This window comes from Ruegeria arenilitoris (assembly GCF_013035315.1).
In the GTDB taxonomy this organism is placed as follows: domain Bacteria; phylum Pseudomonadota; class Alphaproteobacteria; order Rhodobacterales; family Rhodobacteraceae; genus Ruegeria; species Ruegeria arenilitoris_D.
In genome coordinates this window covers 341168-361362 of the sequence record NZ_WQHP01000002.1, presented here as the reverse complement: position 1 = coordinate 361362, position 20195 = coordinate 341168, and the positions used below count along the sequence as shown (strand labels likewise).

Here is a 20195-nt window from a genome sequence, read left to right as displayed (position 1 = left end):
GGTCCCTCGTCGGGTCAAAGTTCGTGCGCCCACGGCGGATTGGCTCCGGCGCGGGAAACGGTGATGGCGGCGACTTCTGCACCTTTGGCAAGGGCCGAGCGAAGCTGGTCTAACCCCAAATTGCGTAAATTAGTCTTGGTCAATAGACCCGCACGGTCCAATTCAGCCAGAACGCCAGCGTTGAATGTGTCACCCGCGCCGACAGTATCGACAACCTCAACCGGTTTGACGGGCACCGAAGTTTCCGACCCATTTGCCAGGTAACCTGATGCGCCGTCGCTACCGCGTGTGACGATCACAACGGCAGGTCCGGCCTGAAGCAATAGGGGCACTTTCTGTTCCAAAGGTTCAGGTCCGGGAATGATCCAATCCAGATCCTCATCCGAGACCTTTATGATGTCAGCGCGCGCAATCATACGGTTCAGCCGAGTGCGGTACCGCGTCTGATCCTTTATGAAATCGGGTCGGATATTGGGGTCCAGCATTACAGCGCGGTCTGCTCCATGCCGGTCCAATAGGGCAGCATAGGCGTCGGCACAGGGTTCGCACGCCAAGCTGATGCCGCCGAAGTACAACGCAGACACCGCGGGCAGCTGATTGGGCATATCCTCGGGCGTCAGCATCCGACCGGCCGTGTTTTCATCGACAAAGCTGTAAGTTGCGTGCCCGTCCTTTAGCTGGACAAAGGCCAGCGTCGTCGGCCGGTTGGACCGGATCACATGGCTTGCATCGACATGGCTGGCCTGAAGGGCGTCTGCCAGTTGTTGCCCAAACATGTCTGACGACAGGCCAGTCAACAAACCTGCGGATGCACCCAACCGGCCTAACGCGACGGCCGTGTTGAAGATGGCGCCGCCCGAATGGGGTACGAACCCTTGCGCCCCTGAAACGGTTGGCTCAGCGATCATGTCGATCAATGCTTCACCGCAGCACAGAATCATGCCGTGGTCCTTTCTGTAACGGGATCAGGCGGCCAGTTTACCGCGCGAGCGCACTTTTGCAGAAATTGTTAGCGCCAACAATGCCAAATTCGTCCTGTTCGGACACATAGAGGTTCATGGAGCGCCGCAGATCACTGAAACGTCCTCCGGCGTTGAACGCATCCCGGAAGTCGTCCTTGAACAGCCACCGGTTCTTTTCGGCCACTCCGCCCACTAGAAAAACGCCGCCTGTGGGCATGAAGGCAACGGCCAGGTCGCCCATCAGCGCCCCTAGATGGGTTGTGAACATATGCGCGGTTTTTACTGCAACCGGATCGGATTCTGCCAGGGCATCTTCAAGGATGTCTTTTGCGTTGCGCGTCGATACGTCGGTGTGACCTGCAGCCATGCAGGCTGCCTGATACAATATTGGCAGGCCGGTTCCGCTCAGGAACATTTCGGCTTCCAGTACGAGGCTGTCGTCAAAGAAACACTCAGGTGCGATCTGACGTGCGGCTTTAAAGATTTCGACCTCATCCGAGTGACGCGGCGCGAGGCCGACATGTCCACCTTCGCCGGACGCGGTGTGGAATCTCCCTTCGGAATATAGCAACGCGCCAACGCCAAGGCCGGTTCCGGGACCAACCACCAGCCGGGTTCCGGTTGGAGGTGTTTCAGCCCCTTGCAGAACTTCGACGTCATTGGCGGTGATTTCTGCGACCGACCAGGCCGCGGCGGTGAAGTCATTGATAACAAACGTGTGCTGAGCCCCAGTGGCTTTGCCGATATCGCGCTCGGACAGGTCCAAATGCGCGTTTGTCAGCCGGATCGTCCCGTCCTTGACCGGCCCTGCGCCCGCGGCGACAACGGCGCGGGGGTCGGTGCCGATTTCGTCGCGAAGGTTGTGGAACGCCTCCAGCAAGTCGGGCAGCGTACCTGTTGGATACTTACGCAGATCGGCAAGCTTTCCATCTGAGATGACACCCAAGCGCGTGTTTGTGCCGCCAATATCTGCGACCAGATTCCAGTGCTCATGCATAGTTCCGGCAGGCTGCGCCATCGGCAGTGAAACGGATCCTCCCGACAATGCAGACTTCAACGCGTTGTACGACGCTTTGGGCCTGCGTTCCAAAGTGTCGAAATCCACGTCCACCAGACCGAACCGCTTTTCATAGCCGAAAGACCACTCGTAGTTATCCAGCAGGGACCAGATGAAGTAACCCTTGACCGGAACATCCTGATCCAACGCATCCTGCACCGCTGTAAGGTGCTGATTGAGGTATTCGATGCGCTCGTCATCCTGTTGGCGCTCGGGGCTGGCCATGCCGTTTTCGGTAACGTAAATCGGCAGGTCGCCGGTATAGTCCTGTTTGGCGCGGGTCAGGAAGCGAGTCAGCGCGCTCGGCTCGATCTCCCATCCCATCTGGGTTTTTGGCAGCGGGCCTGGCACTTCTTTCAGGCTTGGCCAGGCGGTGTCTTCGGGGGCAATCAGCTTGCGGGTGTAGTAATTCAGGCCGCACCAATCGACCGGCGTGCCGATCGTGTCGAAGTCATCTTGCCAGCCAGAGGGCAGGTAAGGTTCAAGCCCATCCAGAACGTTTTGCGGATAGGATTTGTTGAAGACGCCCCCAAGGAAAAACCGGTTGTAGATTCCATCATAAAGATCTGCGGCCTTGCGCGCGGCGGCGCTGTCATCCGCGGGTTCGGCCCATTCCAGATTGAATACTGCGCCCAGATTTGACATCCCCAGCCCGCGCATCGCCTCAATCGCCCGACCATGGGCCAGCAGGACGTGGTGCATGGCGCGGGCCGCAGCGCGGATATCGCGCATGCCGGGCGCATGATGGCCGTCAAAATGGCTCAGCCAGCTCACGCACCAAGGTTCATTGATCGGTGCGACGCTGAACATGCGGTCACCGATCCGGCCCATGATAACTTCGGTGAAATCGGCAAACCAGCTTGCGATGTCCCTGTTCCGCCAACCGCCTAGATCGGCCAGCGCCGAGGGCAGTTCCCAATGATACAGGGTCGCGCAGGGGCGAACGCCTCGTTCCAAAAGCGCGTCGGCAAGGCGGTCATAGTAGTCCAGCCCTTCTTGGTTCACCGGGCCGCGCCCTTCGGGCAGGACGCGTGCCCAACTGGTCGAGAAACGGTAGCAATCGAACCCAGCATCGCGCACCAGATCGAAATCCTGCGGAAAACGATTCAGATGATCACAGGCCAGATCTCCGTTTTCATTTCGCACAACGTTACCGGGAGAGGCGGCGAAGCTGTCCCAATGGGTCTGCCCCGCGCCACCCTGGGCGTGTCCTTCGATCTGATAAGCCGAGGTTGCGACGCCAAAGAGGAAGTCTTTGGGGAAGTCAGAGCGTGTGTATTTCATTTCTCAGTGCCTGTTGGGAACGGGGCCGGTCGAGCCGCCAACTACCAGCTCGGCCTCCAGCAATCTAGTTTTAACCGGGTCGTTCGGGGATTTGATGCGTTCGATCAGCATCTCAGCAGCCATTTCTCCGGCCCGGCGCACCGAGGAACGGGTCGCCGTAAAGATCGGTACATCCTGACCGTTTTTTAGATAGGACAGGTCATCATCATGGGCGATGACTGATACGTCTTTGCCCATCTTCAAGCCCGCCTCGTTCAGGGCGCGCCGAACGCCGATGGCGGAAATCATGGACGAGGTCAAAATGGCCGTCGGCGGATCATCCAGCTGCAACATATCGCGCGTCTCGTGGTGGCCGTACACCTCGGTCATTTCGGCGCTGCGCATCAGATCGGAGTCCGGAGTCAGGCCTGCCTCGCGCAATGCCTCAAGGTACCCGGCGCGGCGACGTTGGGCAAAGTCCATATCCTCAAGCCCGTTGATCAGAGCGATGCGGCGGTGCCCAAGGTCGACCAGGAACCGGGTGGCGCGCAGAAAAGAACGTTTGTTGTTCACGTCGATCCAGTCATAGGGCACCTCGACGCCGGTCGATCTGCCGTGGACGATGAAGGGTACGCCCATCCGGTTAAGGACCTCAATCCGGTGCTCGTTGACCTTGGGGCCCTGCAGAACAACGCCGTCGACCGCACCGCGCTGGAACAGGCTGCGATAAGCATCTTCGATCGAGGTGTCGTCGGCATTCGTGAACATCAGATCATAGCCGTGATCCGCGTATTTCCGAGCGGCACCGGCAACAAAGTCACCAAAAATGGGGTTCACCATCTCATGCCGGGATGAGCTTGGAATCACATGTCCGATCACCATCGATCGACCCGTGGCCAACCCTTTGGCGCGACTGTTTGGCCGGTAGCCATGTTTGGCAGCGGCCGCCTGAACCCGTACGCGCGTATCCTCGTTCACCTCGGGATAGCCGTTCAGCGCGCGGCTGACCGTCGTTTGGGAAAGCCCAAGGATTTCTGAGAGCTGCTTAAGGTTCATATTCTCTTCAAAGCGCCTTCAAATTCTGCTGGTCGGGTGCGTTGCGTGTGGCTTAGGTGGCTAGCCTCATGCGACGCAGATCGTGTTTTGAATATTAAGTTTAGGGCGATCCGTAAACAGATTATTGACATAAATTGAATGTTAGCGGATAAAGCATGCCATCCAAAGCGCTTTGAAAATGAGTCTTGAAAGCGCCTAGAAACTTTGGGAGGAAACTTCATGAAACACTCGCTTTACGCAGGTGCGGCCACGTTCGCCCTGATGGCGGGCGCGGCGCATGCCGACAAGGTCACCGTGTTTGGTCCGTGGCTTGGACCGGATCAGGAAAACGTCGAAAAGGTGCTGGATGGCTTTGCGGCTGCAACCGGGCACGAATACGCCTATGTCGGCTCGGACAGCTTCGAACAGCAGATCAGGATCGACGCCGAGGCTGGGTCTGCGCCGAGTGTCGCTGTGTTTCCTCAGCCCGGACTGGCTGCCGACATGGCAAAGGCGGGTTTCCTAACGCCTTTGAGTGATGGAACTGCGGACTGGATTCGTGACAACTATGCTGCGGGACAGTCTTGGGTTGATCTCGGCACCTATGCAGGCCCGGACGGTCAGGACCATCTGTACGGCTTGTTCTACAAAGTTGATGTGAAATCCCTTGTCTGGTTCGTGCCGGAGAATTTTGAGGATGCCGGGTACGAAGTACCGACCACGATGGAAGAGCTGAAGGCGCTGACCGACCAGATCGTCGCTGATGGCGAAACGCCGTGGTGCATCGGTCTGGGTTCCGGCGGCGCGACCGGCTGGCCTGCGACCGACTGGGTCGAGGACATGATGCTGCGCACACAGTCGCCCGAGGATTACGACGCTTGGGTCGCCAACGAGTTGAAGTTCAACGATCCCAAGGTCATTGAGGCGATTGAAGAATTCGGTGCATTCGCGCGCAACGACGACTACGTTGCAGGTGGTGCCGGCGCGGTAGCAACCACGGACTTCCGCGACAGTCCGAAGGGCATGTTCAGCTCGCCTCCGCAGTGCTACATGCACCGTCAGGCGTCTTTCATTCCGGCGTTCTTCCCGGAAGGCACGGTTGTAGGTGAGGACGCCGACTTCTTCTATTTCCCGGCATATGAAAGCAAAGATCTCGGCAGCCCGGTTCTTGGTGCCGGTACCGTTTGGGCGATCACCAATGACAGCCCTGGCGCACATGCATTGATCGAGTATCTGCAAACACCCGAAGCGCATGAGACATGGATGGCGCTGACCGGTTTCCTGACCCCGCATAAGGGCGTCGATACTTCGGTTTTCTCAGACCCAACGTTGAAGAAGATGAACGATATTCTTCTGGGGGCCACCACCTTCCGGTTTGACGGGTCTGACCTGATGCCGGGCGGCGTCGGTGCGGGCACCTTCTGGACTGGAATGGTCGACTATGCGGGCGGAGCATCCGCGCAAGAAGTCGCCGACGAAATTCAGTCCTCGTGGGATGCGCTGGACTAAAGGCGTCTGAGACTGGGCAACCTGCGCTGTCGGGTTGCCCGAACCTTCCGTCGCAAGGGAGAGCGGCATGCATCCGGCATTTCAGGGCCTGCTGACCATCGCCATCGGCGTGTCAGGTTGTGTGGGCTATTTCTACCTATCCAATCAGTTTCTGGACAAAGTTCTGTTCCCGCCCCGCGGGCCGAATGCTGGCCGCAACATCAACCGGGCCAACATGATCCGGCCGTGGCTGTTCCTGTTCCCGGCGCTGGCCGCCTTGGGGCTGTATCTGGCCTATCCAGTGGTTGAAACACTGCGCCTTTCGCTGACAGATCGAGTTCCAGGCGGTGGCTATGAGTGGGTTGGATTGGAAAACTACATCCAGATGGCAAACGAGCCCAAGTTCTGGGAAGCGATGCGAAACAACATGTTCTGGCTGATCGTTGTACCTGCAATGTCTACAGCGTTCGGTCTGCTGGTTGCGCAACTGACCGACCGTATACGCTGGGGCAATATCGCCAAGTCCTTGATCTTTATGCCGATGGCAATCTCGTTCGTGGGTGCCTCGGTTATCTGGAAGCTGGTCTATGACACGCGTCCGGCAGAGCAGGATCAAATCGGCATGCTCAATGCGCTCTACCTGTTTTTTGGCGGGACCGAACCGCAGACATGGCTGACGATCCCGTTCTGGAACAGTTTCTTCCTGATGGTCGTTCTGATCTGGATTCAGACCGGTTTTGCCATGGTCATTCTGTCGGCTGCGCTGCGCGGTATCCCTGAAGAGACGATTGAGGCTGCCATTCTGGACGGTGCGAACCCGTTCCAGATCTTCTTCAAGATCAAGGTGCCCCAGATCAAGACAACGATTCTGGTTGTTTGGACCACGATCACCATCACTGTGCTCAAGGTCTTTGACATCGTCTTTGCCATGACCAACGGCCAGTGGGAGACGCAGGTTCTGGCCAATTACATGTACGACAAGCTGTTTCGGGCGAATGACTGGGGCGTTGGCTCGGCCTCGGCCATGGTGATCATGTTGCTGGTTGCACCGATCCTTGTCTGGAACGTGCGCAACGCACGGAAAGAGATGGAGTAGGGCCATGAGCGATATTGCAGGAACCAAGCCGGCCCTCAGATGGGTCGTCCATGCCTCGGTCATCTTTCTGGTCGTCCTTTGGGTCGTACCGACACTTGGCTTGCTGATCTCATCCTTCCGTACCGCAGACCAGATCGCGACCAGCGGTTGGTGGAGATCCCTGTTCCCTTCGGAACAGAACCTGACATTGCGCAGTGCAGCGCCAGAAACGCAGGTGCTGGAAAACGGGCTTTATGTCATCGAGGGCAACCTGTTCGAGGGCGAACCTACGGCGAAAATCTCGAAATGGGGTGTAAGTTCGCGCGCGGTAGACGCTTTTGTACCCGGCGAGACAGCCGAGTTGCGTCGGGGCGGTACGATCACCGTCGATGCTGACGGCAACTATCGGATGGAGAACCCAGAAGAGTTTACCGGCAGTCGGGGCGCGCGTGTCTTTGTGACCGCAGAATTGCCGCCCGAATTCACCCTAGCCAACTACCACAAGGTTCTGCTGGCCGAGGACAGCACTGACAGTATGGGGCGGGCGTTCTTCAATACACTGACCGTGACAATACCGGCGACGATTATCCCGATCCTCGTGGCGGCCTTTGCGGCTTATGCTCTGGCCTGGATGGATTTCCCAGGACGGGCACTGTTAATTGCCGCGGTTGTTGGACTGCTGGTGGTTCCCTTGCAGCTTGCCCTGATACCATTGCTGAAATTCCATCTGAATATTGGGATCGGCAAAGGATACCTTGGCGTCTGGATGGCACATACAGGCTTTGGGATGCCTCTGGCCATATACCTGCTACGCAACTACATGGCCGGCCTACCGCGCGACCTTATCGAAAACGCGCGGGTCGACGGGGCGACCGAGTTCCAGATCTTCACCAAACTGATCCTGCCGCTCAGCTTCCCGGCGCTGGCCTCGTTTGCGATCTTCCAGTTTCTGTGGACATGGAACGATCTTCTGGTGGCCAAAGTCTTCCTGATCGACGCATCAGGTCAAACCACCGTTATGACCAACCGCATCGTCGAGCTTTTGGGCACGCGTGGCGGCAACTGGGAAATTCTGGCCACCGCAGCGTTCGTCTCGATCGCTGTGCCGTTGGCTGTCTTCTTCGCAATGCAGAAATATCTGGTCCGCGGCCTTTTGGCCGGGTCCGTCAAATAGAGGCGTCTGATGAACGTGCAGAACACCGTAGAACTCGAAAACGCAACCAAAGCATCCGCCGACTGGTGGCGGGGCGGCGTGATCTATCAGATCTATCCGCGTAGCTTTCAGGATAGCAACGGCGATGGGATTGGCGACCTGAAAGGGATCACCCAGCGGCTGGATTACATTGCCTCACTCGGCGTTGATGCGATCTGGATATCTCCCTTCTTTAAGTCCCCGATGAAGGACTTTGGCTATGACGTCAGCGACTATCGCGATGTCGATCCGATGTTCGGGACAATGGCGGATTTCAAAGAGCTTTTGGACCAGGCGCATGCGCGTGATCTTAAGATCATGATCGATCTTGTCCTGTCACACACGTCGGACCAGCATCCGTGGTTCAAGGAAAGCCGATCGAGCCGTGAAAACGATAAATCCGACTGGTATGTCTGGGCTGACCCCAAGCCCGATGGCACGCCGCCAAACAACTGGCTTTCGATCTTCGGCGGGTCCGCATGGCAGTGGGATTCTCGGCGTTTGCAGTATTACCTGCACAACTTCCTGACCTCGCAGCCTGACCTGAACTTCCACTGTCCGGACGTGCAGAACGCGTTGTTGGACGTCGCGCGGTTCTGGTTGGATCTGGGGGTTGATGGGTTCCGTTTGGATACGATCAATTTCTACTTCCACGACAAACAATTGCGCGACAATCCGGGCCTGCCACTGGAGCAGCGTAATGCCTCAATTGCGCCCATGGTAAACCCGTACAACCATCAGGATCACCTCTATTCCAAAAGCCAACCTGAAAACATCGCTTTCCTCGAGCGTCTGCGCGCCCTGACCGACGAGTATGAAGGCCGGGCCTGCCTGGGTGAGGTCGGCGACGCGCAGCGCGGGCTTGAGATCATGGGCGAATACACAAGCGGCGACAAGCGCATGCACATGTGCTATGCGTTTGAGTTCCTGGAAAAACGTTCTCTGACAGCCGCTTATGCCAAACAGGTGTTCGATCAACTCGAGCAGAAGGCAGGTGATGCGTGGCCGTGCTGGGCGTTTTCGAACCACGACGTGCAGCGCCATGCCTCCCGGTGGGAACTGAGCGATGCGGCTGTTCGCCAGCACGCGGTTCTGATGATGTGCCTGCGCGGCTCGGCCTGTATGTATCAGGGCGAAGAACTGGGCCTGCCCGAAGCTGATGTTGCGTTTGAAGACTTGCAGGATCCCTATGGCATCGAGTTCTGGCCAGAATTCAAGGGTCGGGACGGTTGCCGCACTCCGATGGTGTGGGCGGCGCAGGATGAACAGTCGGGCTTTACCACAGGGGCTCCATGGCTGCCTGTCAGCCAAGAGCAGGCCGCAAGCGCGGTTGACCGGCTAGAGCGAGAGCCGAATTCGATGCTGCACCACTATCGCCGTGCCATCGCTTTGCGCCACGCGAATTCTGCGCTGATGTCCGGTCAACAGATCGACATGGATCAATCGGGGCCCATCCTGAGCTTCTTGCGCGAAGACAGCGCCCAGCAAGTCTTTTGCGCCTTCAACCTGGGTTCGGAAAGTGCAGAGGTCACTCTGCCCGACGGCAATTGGAAGCATATCGGGGAGGAATTGGGCGGTGTCGCAGGGGCGGGAAAAACGTCTCTCGACCCTGCCCAGTTCTGCCTGATGATGCGCGAGAAGGAGTAAGCCATGTCGGAACTCAACCTCACGGATGTGGCCAAGACCTATGGCAGCGTCGACGTCCTGAAGAATATCAATCTGGACATCGAACGCGGCGAGCTGATCGTTTTTGTCGGGCCTTCAGGCTGTGGTAAGTCGACATTGCTGCGCATGATTGCGGGTCTTGAAAAGATCTCGGGTGGAACGCTCGAGATTGAAGGACAGGTGATGAACGATGTGCCCCCAGCGCAGCGTGGCATCGCCATGGTGTTTCAGAGCTATGCTTTGTACCCGCACATGACCGTGCGCGAGAACATGGCTTTCGCGTTGAAAATTGCCAAGATGCCAACCGCCGAGGTTGACGCAGCTGTCGAACGCGCCGCGCGTATCCTGCAGCTTGAACCGTTTCTGGACCGTCTGCCAAAAGCCCTGTCTGGTGGCCAACGACAACGTGTCGCGATTGGCCGGGCCATTGTGCGCGACCCAAAGGTCTATTTATTCGACGAACCGCTTTCGAACCTGGATGCGGCACTACGCGTTGCCACACGGATCGAAATCGCCCGTCTAAAAGAGGCGATGCCGGACAGTACGATGATCTACGTTACCCATGACCAGGTCGAGGCGATGACCCTTGCCAGCCGGATCGTCGTGCTGGCCAACAAGGGGATCGCGCAGGTCGGCACCCCGCTCGAACTGTATGAAACACCTGATAATGAATTTGTGGCGCAGTTTATTGGCTCACCCTCAATGAACCTGTTGCCGGGTGTCATCACGCAGACAGGCGAGCGCACCGTGATCAAACTGGACGGCGGCGGAACGGCGGTTTCCAGCGTTCCGACCGATGCTTCTGACGAAGGAAAACAGGTCAACATTGGCGTCCGGCCCGAAGATTTTCTGCCGGTGGACAACGATCCGATTTTACAGGGTGTCGTGGATTTTACCGAAGCCTTGGGTGAGGTCACGCTGCTGTATTTCGCGGCCAAGGAGGGGGAAGACCCCACCATCGCCAAGCTTCCCGGCGTGCAACGGGATATGCGGGGTAAAACCGTTTCTGTTTCGGCGGACCCGGACAAGGTTCACCTGTTTCACGGTGGGATTTCCATGCGTAAGTGATTTGCTTGTCGGCCATTCAACATCAGACTTCGAATCAAGGTTCTGCCGCCGCGGGGCCTTTTCGCAGTTTGTAAGCAGCGTGAGCAATTTAGCCCTTAAGCGCTTGTTTTTTGGTCAGATACCCGAATTTTTTTCAGAACGGCAGTGTTCAAAAATAGGGGCCTAGGCGCTTTGATCCCGCCTAAAATTCGCTGCAGCGCTGCAAAGGTCACGTCTTTGATTGGTGCCTTTGCTGGTGACTTTGGCGTTCGCGGCAGAACGAAGCGTTTTTCCTTGTTTAATGTAGTGCCTGGCTTGGCTGTCTGGTTCGGCAAGCGCGTGATCCGGGGATATTGCAGGAACGTCTGCATCCGATTTGGGGTCAAAGACGCCAATGATTTGCGAACTTCAGTTCGCTTGCGGACTAACAAAAATCACGATCTGGACTTACTAAAAATGGAAACTGTCACTTTTGGCCTGACAACGCCCTCGCAAAGCTCTAGCGTGACACGCATAACAAAAACAACACAGTCCAATAACGGGAGATCCTACTATGGCTGAACGGAAAAACCTTTCCAGACGCTCGGTCCTGAAAGGCGCGGGCGCGGCCGCTTTGGCGGCACCGCTGTATAGCAAAAGCGCGCTGGCCTCGTCGGGGGAAATCAACATTCTGATGTGGTCGGACTATCTGCCGCCCACATTCCTGCAAGAGTTTGAAACTCTGACCGGAATCAAGGTGAACTACACCGGCATCGGGTCGAACGAAGAAATCATCAACAAGATGAAGGCCACCAAAGGCCAGGGCTTTGACATTGTCTCGCCGACCAACAACCGCTCGTTGCAGTGGGAGCCGCTGGAGCTGCTGCAGCCTTTCGACATGAACAAGGTTCCGATTGATCTGGTGAACCCTGCAATGGCGCAAATCGGTACTGATGCGTGGAACTTCGGTGACAGTGGCGTTCACTGGCTGCCGCACATCTGGGGCACCGAAGGAATTGCCTATCGCACCGACCTGTGGCTGCCCGAGGGCGACGCGCCGTCTTATGGCGACGTCTGGTCGGAAGAGAACGCTGGAAAGACCATGGGTCGCGCGCATTCGATGATGCTGGGCGCTGGCCTCTACATGGAGCGCGCAGGCGAGATGGAGCCGGGTTCTGTCTGGGCCGCATACGGCGACGAAGAAACCATGCGTAAGGTTTGGGGTCAGATCACCGATTGGTGCATCGAGCGCAAAAACCGGATCAAGCTGATCTGGAACGACGCCGACACCCAAAAGAACGGCCTGCTGAACGAAGGCGTTGTTGTCGGTCAGACGTGGGATGGTCCGCCGCTTGCGCTGAAATCGGCGGGTGAGCCGGTCCACTACCAGGCGCCGATCGAAGGAGCGATGGCCTGGGTCGATGGTATTGCGATGCCCACGGGTGCGGCCAATATCGATCAGATCTATGCCTTTATCGACTTTGCTTATCAGGCGAAACCGGCTGGTGTGGCGATCGACAGCCACGGCTACAACTCGCCCGTTCTGGGTGCCGACCAGTATTCGGGCGACACCTACAAGAAGAACTTCGCCGAGGCCTATCCGGGCGACTCGCTGGCGAACCTTAACCCATGGCCGGCCGAGGCTCCGTGGTACGCCGAAACCCGGACCGAGTTTGTCAACAAGTTCAAAAGCGCCTGATCGCCATGAAAAACTGTCCTCCGCCCCTGTGCGGGGGGCAGCGAACCCGCGCGCCCTTTCGGCGTGACGGAACCTATTTCGGTGCGAAGGGGACTCGCACCAGACGGAGATACCAAAAATGAGTGCAGGGGTCGGTGTAGATCTTGAAAACCTGTGGATCCGTTTCGGAGACTTTGTTGCCGTGCGGGACGCCAACGTGAACATCAACGGGGGCGATTTCTTTTCGTTTCTTGGCCCGTCGGGCTGCGGCAAGACAACGATCCTGCGCGCGGTGTCGGGCTTCCTGGACCCCAGCGAGGGCAAAGTTCTGATCGGCGGCAACGACATGCGCGGTATCGGCCCGAACAAACGCCCGACGGCCCTGATCTTCCAGAACCTCGCTCTTTTCCCGCTGATGAAAGTCTGGGAGAACATCACCTTTTCAATGGAAATCAAAGGCGCTAGCGCGTCGCAACGCCGCAAACGCGCGGATGAACTTCTGGACATGATTGCTCTGCCGGGGCAGGGGGACAAGCTGCCCAGTGAACTGTCCGGGGGGCAGCGTCAGCGGGTTGCAATCGCGCGTGCACTGTGTGCCGAACCGGATGTGCTGCTGTTGGACGAACCGCTCTCGGCGCTGGATTTGAAACTGCGCCAGCATATGCGTACAGAACTGCGTGAAATCCAGCAGCGCGTCGGGATCACCTTCATCTACATCACCCACGATCAGGGCGAGGCGTTGACCATGTCGGACAACATCGCTGTGATGCGAGCCGGAGTGATTGACCAGATTGCCGATGGTAAGACCATCTACAATGATCCCAACACAGCCTTTGCGGCCTCGTTCGTTGGGGAAAACAACGTCTTCCGCGGCAAGATCAAACAGGTCATGGGCAATGAAGCGATGATCGCCACAAATCGCTCGGGTGATCTGGTGGCGCGGATCTCGACTGCCAATCAGGGCAAGCTTAAAGAGGGGGATGACGCGATGATGTTCGTTCGTCCCGAAGCATTCACAATTGCCCCTGACGGAACCGCCGGCGATCACTTCGTCACCGCACGGGTGACGCATGAAGAGTTCGAAGGCAACGTCTTTAACATCTTCACCGAATGCGAAGGCGGAAAAGAGATCAAAGTCTCGCTGCCAAACCTGGGCCAGTCCTTCGAAGATCACACCGGGCAGAACATCACGCTGGAATACGAGACCCGCAATGCGGTTCTGGTTCCGGCGGGTGAACTGGCGGCAGAATAAGGGGTAAGAACAGATGCCCCAATTTCTGAAAGACTTCTTCAATCGCAACGGTTTTGGCATGGGGTTGGCGATCCTGGGTCTGGTCCTGTTCTGGACCATTGGCCTGATCATCCTGCCGCAGCTGTCGATGCTGGACTTTTCCTTCCGTCCGAACCTGCCGCCGCCAGAGATTGGCGGACCTAAGGACGTCTATACGCTGGAAAACTACAAGTACCTGATCTACGGCCCCGAAGGCGGCAGCCAAGACTACAACGCGGTTGATTTGAGGGTCTTTTTCCGCACCCTTCTGGCAGCGGTCTGTGTGACGATCTTCAACCTGATCCTGTGCTATCCGATTGCCTATTACCTCGGCCAGTCCAAGGGTAGCCACATTCGTATCTTCGCGATCATGCTGATCATTCCCTACTGGATCAACGAGATCCTGCGTGCCTTTGCCCTGCGGATCATCTTTGGTGAGACTGGTGTGCTGAATACGCTGTTCGTCGGTCTGGGGATTTGGGACACGCCGTTTGATTTCATCCGCAATGACATCGCGCTCTATGCCGGTCTTGGGTATGCCTACATCCTGCTGATGATTTTCCCGATGTATAACGTGATCGAAAGTCTGGACGGAAACCAGATCGAAGCTGCTCGCGACCTTGGTGCGCCGTGGTGGAGGATTCACTGGCGGGTGGTCATTCCCTATGCCAAACCGGGCATCAGCTCGGGCTGTACGATGGTGTTTATGCTAAGCGCCGGCGCGCTGGCTGCGCCGCAGATTCTGGGCGGGCCGTCGAGTCTGTGGTTCACGCAGTTGATCTATCAGCAATTCAACGACAACAATGACTGGCCGCAAGGTGCCGCCTACGCCATCGTGCTTCTTGTTACCTGTATCCTGTTCGTGTTGGCAATGATGCGCCTGTTCAAAGTGAACATGGGGGATATCGGGAAATGAATAATTCCTTCCTCCGCATAAGCATCTGGGTCTATCTGGTCATCTTCTTCCTGTACCTGCTGGGCCCGCTGGTGATCATGTCGGTCACGGCGTTCAACTCTTCGGCTTTCCCGAGGATGACGCCGTGGGAATGCCTGACCTTTCAGTGGTTTGGTGAGCTGTTTCAGGACCAGCGTATCCTGAACGGTATCAAGAACTCGCTGATAATCGGTGCCGGGACGGTTGTTCTGTCGGTGGCGATGGGTCTGGCAGGTGCGTTGATGCTGACGCAGATATGGCCGAAGCTGCGGGCAACCTATTACACGATCATCATCGCGCCGATCCTGATCCCAGGCGTTGTTTTGGGTATCTCGACACTGGTGTTCTGGGATCGGATCAACCGGATGCTGGGGCTGGGCGCGGATAGCGTTCTGTCGAACGGGATTTTCCTAACGGTGATTGGCCAATCCACCTTTATCGCCAGCTACTGCATGTTGGTTCTGGTGGCACGGCTACAGCGCTATGACGTCGCACTGACCGAAGCAGCACTGGACCTCGGTGCAACCCACGCGCAGGCCTTCCGCAAGATACTGCTGCCCTTTATGCGTCCGGCGATTGCGTCGGCGGCGGTGCTGGCATTCCTAGCTTCGTTCGAGAACTACAACACCACCACCTTCACCTTTGGCGAATACCCGACGCTGACAATCGAGCTGGCACAAAAGGTGCGGTACGGCATCACGCCATCGATCTCGGCCTTGGCCTTTATCATCGTGGCGCTGACCGTGTTCTTTGCCCTTTTGAACGAGGCAAAGCTGAAGCGCCAGGAACTGGTTGCTGCAGCGCGTAAGCAGGCAACCGTTGAAGAACTGGCTGGAAAGATCAAACTGCCCAGCTTCTTTGCCGGAAACATGGCAGCGGTTCTGCTGGTCGTGTTCGCGGTGGCCACGATAACCGTGGTTGGCACCGCAACCGCCTATAACCCGGGCCAGTGCATCGCCAACGTCAAAGAGCAGAAACGCCTAGAGGCCGAACAGCGCATTCAGGAGCTGCGAAAGCAGCGCGAAGAACAGCGCAAAAAGCGTGAGGCTGAAGAGGCCGAACAGGGTGGTGATCAGCAATCTGCGCCGAAGCCGTCGAACAACAGCGGTTTTGGTAACGTGTTCGCGCCGAATACTCTGGGCGGTGACACCGAAGAAGAAAGCTCCGGACCCGAAACTCCGCCGTCCAACAACGGCGGGTTCGGTGGGGCCTTTGACCCCAATAGTCTACAAACTGATCAGTAGGTTCGAACGATTACCAAACGGACGCGCCCGAAGAGGTTACCCCTCTTCGGGCGTTTCTTTTTTTAGGACAACGATGCCGCATGCATCCACGACCTGACCGTTCCAAGCGACCGGTTGGGCGTTGTAATTGATCAGGAACTCATGCGTTGCCGTTTCACGGCGACGCAAGCCGTTGGGCATAGTATGCAGGCGCACGCCCGTTTCGCGCGCAGCCATATCAATCACTCGATCCCACAACAGCTCATCGGGGAATCCAGCCAGGTACCAGAGACCGTTAGCACCTAAAAGCGCAGGGTTACCGTCCGCAAAACGCATCAGACACGGGGACGTCCCAGAGACCCGGTCGACCCAATGCTGCGCGGCGCCGCCGCCCTCAACATTGCGGTGGACCTGGGGTGGAAGGGACTCCACCAGCTCGACATCGCAATCCATTCCACTCAAACCGGGGCGCGCGTGTGGAATCTGGAAGTCATGCGTGATCGCCCCGCTGCGGGGTCCGACGATCGCCAGATCACAGCCTTGCGTCAGGTCTCTCTCCAAATCACCGCCCATCGTGGCCAATCCCGGCGCGAGGATGATTTTGTAGCCTGCGGTCGGAATGTCAGTCGGAGAAACAAAGTCCACAGACAAACCCGCCCGCCGCAGCGCGCGGTAGGCCGAGAAGACCAATCGGAAATAGTCGAACCCGGCCCCTTGTGGCTGCGTCGCCCAAGCCCAGTCAGAGGCATAGTCGAACAGGATGGCCACTTCCGCATTCTTCTGAACCACGTCCCCAAGGCCAGACAACGCATCAGCGGTCTGCCTTGCCTCGGCCAGCGCCGGGGCTGGGCGATTATTGGGCGTCAACAGACCGGCATGCATTTGCTCTTGCGCGAACGGGGCCTGCCGCCAGCGGAAGTAGCTGACAACCTCTGCCCCATGCGCCACGGCCTCAAGGGACCACAAACGAACCATGCCGGGCAGGGGAGCAGGATTATACGGAGCCCAGTTCACCGGACCGGGCTGTTGCTCCATCACCCACCAACGACCACGGCCAACAGCGCGGTAGAGGTCGTGGTGAAAGGCCTGCATATCCGGGTCACCCTGCTGCAGAAAGGCGGTTTTGTGCGCCTCGTCCGCCTCAAGCCGGTCGGACAGGAAGCCGATCGGATAGCTGTCCCATGTGGCGATATCCAGATCCTCACCGACTTTGAAATGGTCGAAATCCAATACGCGCCCCATGTAGTTATGCAGCAGCGGCGCATCTGTCAGACCCCGCAGCACATCGACCTGAGCCTTGTTGTAAGCCGCAACCTGATCCGAGCTGAACCGTCGGAAAGCCAACACATGGGCCGGGCTAGGTTCGGTAACGGTCAGGTTGGGCAAATCGATCTGATCGAAATCCCCATACTCCATCGACCAAAAAATGTTGCCCCACGCCTCGTTCAGCGCGTCAATGCTGTCGTATTGTTCTTTGAGCCATAGCTGAAAGGCCTGCAAGGCAGCCGGGCTGTAGCTGACTGTGGTATCGTGGCAGCCGTATTCATTGTCGATCTGCCACGCCGCGATATGCGGGTTCTGACCATAGCGCTCGCCCATGATCCGGGCGATGCGAACCGACTCCTGAACGTAGCTCTGGTGGCTGAAGCAGTAGTGCCTGCGAGAGCCAAACTTCCGGGGGTTGCCCTGTTCGTCCACTGCCATCATGTCCGGATACTTCGCAAGCATCCAACGGGGCGGCGTCGCTGTTGGCGTTCCTAACACGACCTTTAGGCCAGCAGCGCCGAGCGTATCGATTGCGCGGTCCAGCCAGTCAAAACGCAACTCACCGGGCGTAGGTTCCATGCGGCTCCAGGCGAATTCCCCGATCCGAACCCAGGTTAGCCCGGTTTCGACCATACGGGCCGCGTCCTCGGCCCACATGCCTTCGGGCCAATGTTCCGGGTAATAGCAGACGCCAAGTTCTGGTTTCATAAAATGACTCTGTGTTCTGGTTGGCCTTTACCCACGTCGCGGGCGGCAAAGGTCATGCCGTTGGTCGGTTGTGTTTCGATGCTTGCTGTATCCAGCCCTTCGCGGGCCGTGGTGCAAAACAGGGTTGTCAGATTGCTACCACCAAAGGCTGGGCAAGACGCGTGCGCGGCCTCAAAAGTGACCGCTTTCAGGAACTGCGCTTGCGGATCATAAGCCGCCACCCTGTTGGCGCCCCACTGGGCGATCCAGATGTTGCCTTCGGCGTCCACCACAGCTCCATCGGGGTTGAGGTCATCATCGCGCAGGTCCAGAAAAACCGAACTTTCGCCTTCGGGCCAACCGGTTTCAGGATCCAACGACCATCGCATGACAAGTTTGGTAACCGTATCGGTGAAATACGCGCAGGACCGGTCGGGTGCGAAACAGATCGCGTTAGAGATTGTGATATTCGGTACAAGCTGGCGCAGTTCACCCTGCCAGTATCGATAGATCGCGCCTGCACCCGGCTCGCTATTCTTGCCCATTGTTCCGATCCAAAAACCGCCCCATGGATCGGCGCGTCCATCGTTGGATCGGGTGACCGGGTTGTCGGCCTCAAGCGGGGCAATCCGGTGTTTGTCACCGCTCGCTAAGTCGAACCGCCACAGCCCAGTTTCCGAAGCGATCAGCAGAGTGCCCTGATCCACCCAACCTGCGGCAGACACATGTTCGGAAAACTGCCAACTTTGCTGTTCCCCGGATGCCTGTGTCATCAGTCGTTTGTTGACAATGTCGAACCAGAACAACTGTTGCCGCTCGGGATGCCATAAGGGGCCTTCGCCAAGCTCGCACGGCCGGTCGTCAAAGACAAAGCTCATCCAGCAGCCTCGTCATAGGCTGCGACGATCCGCTTGGCCCTGTCGCCAATTTCATCAACGGACATACCCGGTTTGAACAAGGCCGACCCGATGCCAAATCCGTCAGCCCCAGCCTTGATCCACTCGCCAAAGTTCTCGGGGCCCGCACCGCCAACCGCATAGACCAGCGTGCCCTTGGGCAAAACCGGGCGCAATGCAGCAAGCCCGGATGGTCCGGCCATAACACCGGGGAACAGTTTCAACCCTGTGGAACCCGCCCTGAGCGCGGCAAACGCTTCCGTCGGGGTGTAAACCCCGGGCCAGCTTTCCATTCCCAATGCGACCGTTCGGGCAATGACCTCAATATCGCAGTTCGGCGATACGATCAGCTTGCCACCAACACCTTGTACGGCCTCAACCTGATCTGGCGTCAGTACAGTTCCAGCGCCGATCAGCGCTTGATCGCCGTAGGTCTTGGCCAAGGCTTCGATGCTGATCAGCGGGTCGGGAGAGTTCAGAGGCACCTCAATCTTGTCGATACCGGCCGCGATCAGGGCCTGGCCCACATCAACAGCATTTGACGGATCCAGGCCACGCAGGATTGCAATGATTGGGCGGCTCATACGGTTTGCCTCGTGAGTTTACGGGCCTGAGAAAGACCCGCCAGTGTACATTGAGTGGCATTTGCGGTGTCTACGAGCGCGCCCTGCAATTGCAGAGCACCCGCATAGATTTGGGAAATCTCTTCAGCGCCGATAATCGCCAGTTGCTGACCCAGCCAATACGGGCGCGTTGCTGCCAGTTCGGCCCCGATCAGCATGCCCGACAGCTTTGCCCGCGCTGTGCCTTTGTCCTGTTCATGCAGCAAATCGGCCGCCCGCAGTCCAAACAGGCGCGCGGCCAGTTGTTCGGGTTTCGAAAGGGCATCCGCGACCGCGCCGGCGAAGGCGTCTTCATCCCATCCCTCTGCGACGGAATGCTTTAGCACGGATTGCCCGCTGAGCAGCTCGAACAACTCACCGGTCATGAAGGTGCGAAAGCTGACGACCTCTCCGGCGCTGACTTGCACCCATTTCGAATGGGTTCCGGGCAGGCAAATCACGCCGTCCCAATTTGGGCGAGTGGCCAGAAAACCAGCGATCTGAGTTTCTTCTCCACGCATGACGTCTGGCGGTGCGTTCTGCTTGAGCCCAGGAGCGACAAATGCACGGATCCGGGGATCGGTGCCCGGTACGCGGATGGGCGCATCCGGCAGAGGGGCCGAGGGAACGGCCGCGTAAGGGGCCTCGACCCATCCTTGCCGCGCGCCGACCATACCGCAGGCAAGGACGTCGACGGGCTCGGCACCCAGCCAGCCATCGATCAGGTCCAATAACGCCGGCTGGAAGGCCTCTTTGCTGAGGCGCGCCATTCCGCGATCAGACTGTGCCTGGTCTAGCACATTGTCGCCTTGCATGGCCCAAACCCGCAGATGAGATGTCCCCCAGTCAACAGCAATCCATTCTGTAGTCATGGTC

The 20195-nt window shown here is 57.9% G+C and carries 16 protein-coding genes and 1 pseudogene; 9 read left to right on the top strand and 8 right to left on the bottom strand.

Annotation, left to right across the window (positions count from 1 at the left end):
- Positions 1–14: 14 nt before the first annotated feature.
- From GOV53_RS06380 to GOV53_RS06370, 4 genes and pseudogenes are all read right to left on the bottom strand, one after another.
- Complete coding sequence (locus tag GOV53_RS06380) at positions 15–941, bottom strand: carbohydrate kinase family protein (protein ID WP_170464806.1); 927 nt, start codon at positions 939–941, stop codon at positions 15–17.
- Positions 942–978: 37 nt separating this feature from the next.
- Positions 979–1959, bottom strand: coding sequence for an ROK family protein (locus GOV53_RS21265; protein ID WP_254439218.1), 981 nt, complete (start codon positions 1957–1959; stop codon positions 979–981).
- 42 nt (positions 1960–2001) lie between these two features.
- Positions 2002–3303 (bottom strand): annotated as a pseudogene (locus tag GOV53_RS21260) (GH1 family beta-glucosidase); the annotation flags it as partial.
- A 3-nt stretch (positions 3304–3306) separates the two neighbouring features.
- Positions 3307–4338 carry a LacI family DNA-binding transcriptional regulator gene (locus tag GOV53_RS06370; protein ID WP_170464804.1) on the bottom strand — a complete coding sequence of 344 codons (1032 nt, stop codon included), beginning with the start codon at positions 4336–4338 and terminating at the stop codon, positions 3307–3309.
- Between the two features lie 219 nt (positions 4339–4557).
- Between GOV53_RS06370 and GOV53_RS06365 the strand changes: the two genes are divergently transcribed.
- From GOV53_RS06365 to GOV53_RS06325, 9 genes are all read left to right on the top strand, one after another.
- Positions 4558–5826: an ABC transporter substrate-binding protein gene (locus GOV53_RS06365; RefSeq protein WP_170464803.1), complete on the top strand. Its 1269-nt coding sequence runs from the start codon at positions 4558–4560 to the stop codon at positions 5824–5826.
- 67 nt (positions 5827–5893) lie between these two features.
- The gene (locus GOV53_RS06360; RefSeq protein WP_170423608.1) at positions 5894–6901 is read left to right on the top strand and encodes a carbohydrate ABC transporter permease; all 1008 of its coding nucleotides are present in this window, start codon (positions 5894–5896) and stop codon (positions 6899–6901) included.
- A 4-nt stretch (positions 6902–6905) separates the two neighbouring features.
- Positions 6906–8054 (top strand): carbohydrate ABC transporter permease, encoded by a 1149-nt coding sequence (locus tag GOV53_RS06355; protein ID WP_170464802.1) that lies wholly within the window; start codon positions 6906–6908, stop codon positions 8052–8054.
- A gap of 9 nt (positions 8055–8063) precedes the next feature.
- Positions 8064–9719 carry an alpha-glucosidase gene (locus tag GOV53_RS06350; RefSeq protein WP_170464801.1) on the top strand — a complete coding sequence of 552 codons (1656 nt, stop codon included), beginning with the start codon at positions 8064–8066 and terminating at the stop codon, positions 9717–9719.
- A 3-nt stretch (positions 9720–9722) separates the two neighbouring features.
- Positions 9723–10805, top strand: coding sequence for an ABC transporter ATP-binding protein (locus tag GOV53_RS06345; protein WP_170464800.1), 1083 nt, complete (start codon positions 9723–9725; stop codon positions 10803–10805).
- A 532-nt stretch (positions 10806–11337) separates the two neighbouring features.
- Positions 11338–12462: an extracellular solute-binding protein gene (locus GOV53_RS06340; protein WP_170423598.1), complete on the top strand. Its 1125-nt coding sequence runs from the start codon at positions 11338–11340 to the stop codon at positions 12460–12462.
- A 118-nt stretch (positions 12463–12580) separates the two neighbouring features.
- Entirely contained in the window at positions 12581–13693 is a 1113-nt protein-coding gene (locus GOV53_RS06335; RefSeq protein ID WP_170464799.1) for an ABC transporter ATP-binding protein, read from the top strand.
- Between the two features lie 13 nt (positions 13694–13706).
- Positions 13707–14627 (top strand): ABC transporter permease, encoded by a 921-nt coding sequence (locus GOV53_RS06330; RefSeq protein ID WP_170464798.1) that lies wholly within the window; start codon positions 13707–13709, stop codon positions 14625–14627.
- Positions 14624–15889 carry an ABC transporter permease gene (locus GOV53_RS06325; protein ID WP_170464797.1) on the top strand — a complete coding sequence of 422 codons (1266 nt, stop codon included), beginning with the start codon at positions 14624–14626 and terminating at the stop codon, positions 15887–15889. The genes GOV53_RS06330 and GOV53_RS06325 overlap by 4 nt, the downstream gene beginning before the upstream one ends.
- A gap of 36 nt (positions 15890–15925) precedes the next feature.
- On the opposite strand, the gene GOV53_RS06320 is transcribed toward GOV53_RS06325, so the two are convergent.
- The 4 genes from GOV53_RS06320 to GOV53_RS06305 are packed head-to-tail and all read right to left on the bottom strand — an operon-like array spanning position 15926 to position 20191.
- On the bottom strand, positions 15926–17842 hold the full coding sequence (locus GOV53_RS06320; protein ID WP_170464796.1) for a beta-galactosidase: 1917 nt from the start codon (positions 17840–17842) through the stop codon (positions 15926–15928).
- Positions 17839–18699 (bottom strand): SMP-30/gluconolactonase/LRE family protein, encoded by an 861-nt coding sequence (locus GOV53_RS06315; protein ID WP_170464795.1) that lies wholly within the window; start codon positions 18697–18699, stop codon positions 17839–17841. Before GOV53_RS06315 ends, GOV53_RS06320 begins: the two co-directional genes overlap by 4 nt.
- Positions 18696–19301 (bottom strand): 2-dehydro-3-deoxy-6-phosphogalactonate aldolase, encoded by a 606-nt coding sequence (locus GOV53_RS06310; RefSeq protein WP_170464794.1) that lies wholly within the window; start codon positions 19299–19301, stop codon positions 18696–18698. The genes GOV53_RS06315 and GOV53_RS06310 overlap by 4 nt, the downstream gene beginning before the upstream one ends.
- On the bottom strand, positions 19298–20191 hold the full coding sequence (locus tag GOV53_RS06305) for a 2-dehydro-3-deoxygalactonokinase (protein WP_170464793.1): 894 nt from the start codon (positions 20189–20191) through the stop codon (positions 19298–19300). The genes GOV53_RS06310 and GOV53_RS06305 overlap by 4 nt, the downstream gene beginning before the upstream one ends.
- Positions 20192–20195 lie beyond the last annotated feature (4 nt).

What these genes read in the sequence shown, in the direction of transcription:
- GOV53_RS06380 (WP_170464806.1), bottom strand. Translation starts at nt 941, where the DNA reads ATGATTCTGTGCTGCGGTGAAGCATTGATCGACATGATCGCTGAGCCA.
- GOV53_RS21265 (WP_254439218.1), bottom strand. Translation starts at nt 1,959, where the DNA reads ATGCATGAGCACTGGAATCTGGTCGCAGATATTGGCGGCACAAACACG.
- GOV53_RS06370 (WP_170464804.1), bottom strand. Translation starts at nt 4,338, where the DNA reads ATGAACCTTAAGCAGCTCTCAGAAATCCTTGGGCTTTCCCAAACGACG.
- GOV53_RS06365 (WP_170464803.1), top strand. Translation starts at nt 4,558, where the DNA reads ATGAAACACTCGCTTTACGCAGGTGCGGCCACGTTCGCCCTGATGGCG.
- GOV53_RS06360 (WP_170423608.1), top strand. Translation starts at nt 5,894, where the DNA reads ATGCATCCGGCATTTCAGGGCCTGCTGACCATCGCCATCGGCGTGTCA.
- GOV53_RS06355 (WP_170464802.1), top strand. Translation starts at nt 6,906, where the DNA reads ATGAGCGATATTGCAGGAACCAAGCCGGCCCTCAGATGGGTCGTCCAT.
- GOV53_RS06350 (WP_170464801.1), top strand. Translation starts at nt 8,064, where the DNA reads ATGAACGTGCAGAACACCGTAGAACTCGAAAACGCAACCAAAGCATCC.
- GOV53_RS06345 (WP_170464800.1), top strand. Translation starts at nt 9,723, where the DNA reads ATGTCGGAACTCAACCTCACGGATGTGGCCAAGACCTATGGCAGCGTC.
- GOV53_RS06340 (WP_170423598.1), top strand. Translation starts at nt 11,338, where the DNA reads ATGGCTGAACGGAAAAACCTTTCCAGACGCTCGGTCCTGAAAGGCGCG.
- GOV53_RS06335 (WP_170464799.1), top strand. Translation starts at nt 12,581, where the DNA reads ATGAGTGCAGGGGTCGGTGTAGATCTTGAAAACCTGTGGATCCGTTTC.
- GOV53_RS06330 (WP_170464798.1), top strand. Translation starts at nt 13,707, where the DNA reads ATGCCCCAATTTCTGAAAGACTTCTTCAATCGCAACGGTTTTGGCATG.
- GOV53_RS06325 (WP_170464797.1), top strand. Translation starts at nt 14,624, where the DNA reads ATGAATAATTCCTTCCTCCGCATAAGCATCTGGGTCTATCTGGTCATC.
- GOV53_RS06320 (WP_170464796.1), bottom strand. Translation starts at nt 17,842, where the DNA reads ATGAAACCAGAACTTGGCGTCTGCTATTACCCGGAACATTGGCCCGAA.
- GOV53_RS06315 (WP_170464795.1), bottom strand. Translation starts at nt 18,699, where the DNA reads ATGAGCTTTGTCTTTGACGACCGGCCGTGCGAGCTTGGCGAAGGCCCC.
- GOV53_RS06310 (WP_170464794.1), bottom strand. Translation starts at nt 19,301, where the DNA reads ATGAGCCGCCCAATCATTGCAATCCTGCGTGGCCTGGATCCGTCAAAT.
- GOV53_RS06305 (WP_170464793.1), bottom strand. Translation starts at nt 20,191, where the DNA reads ATGACTACAGAATGGATTGCTGTTGACTGGGGGACATCTCATCTGCGG.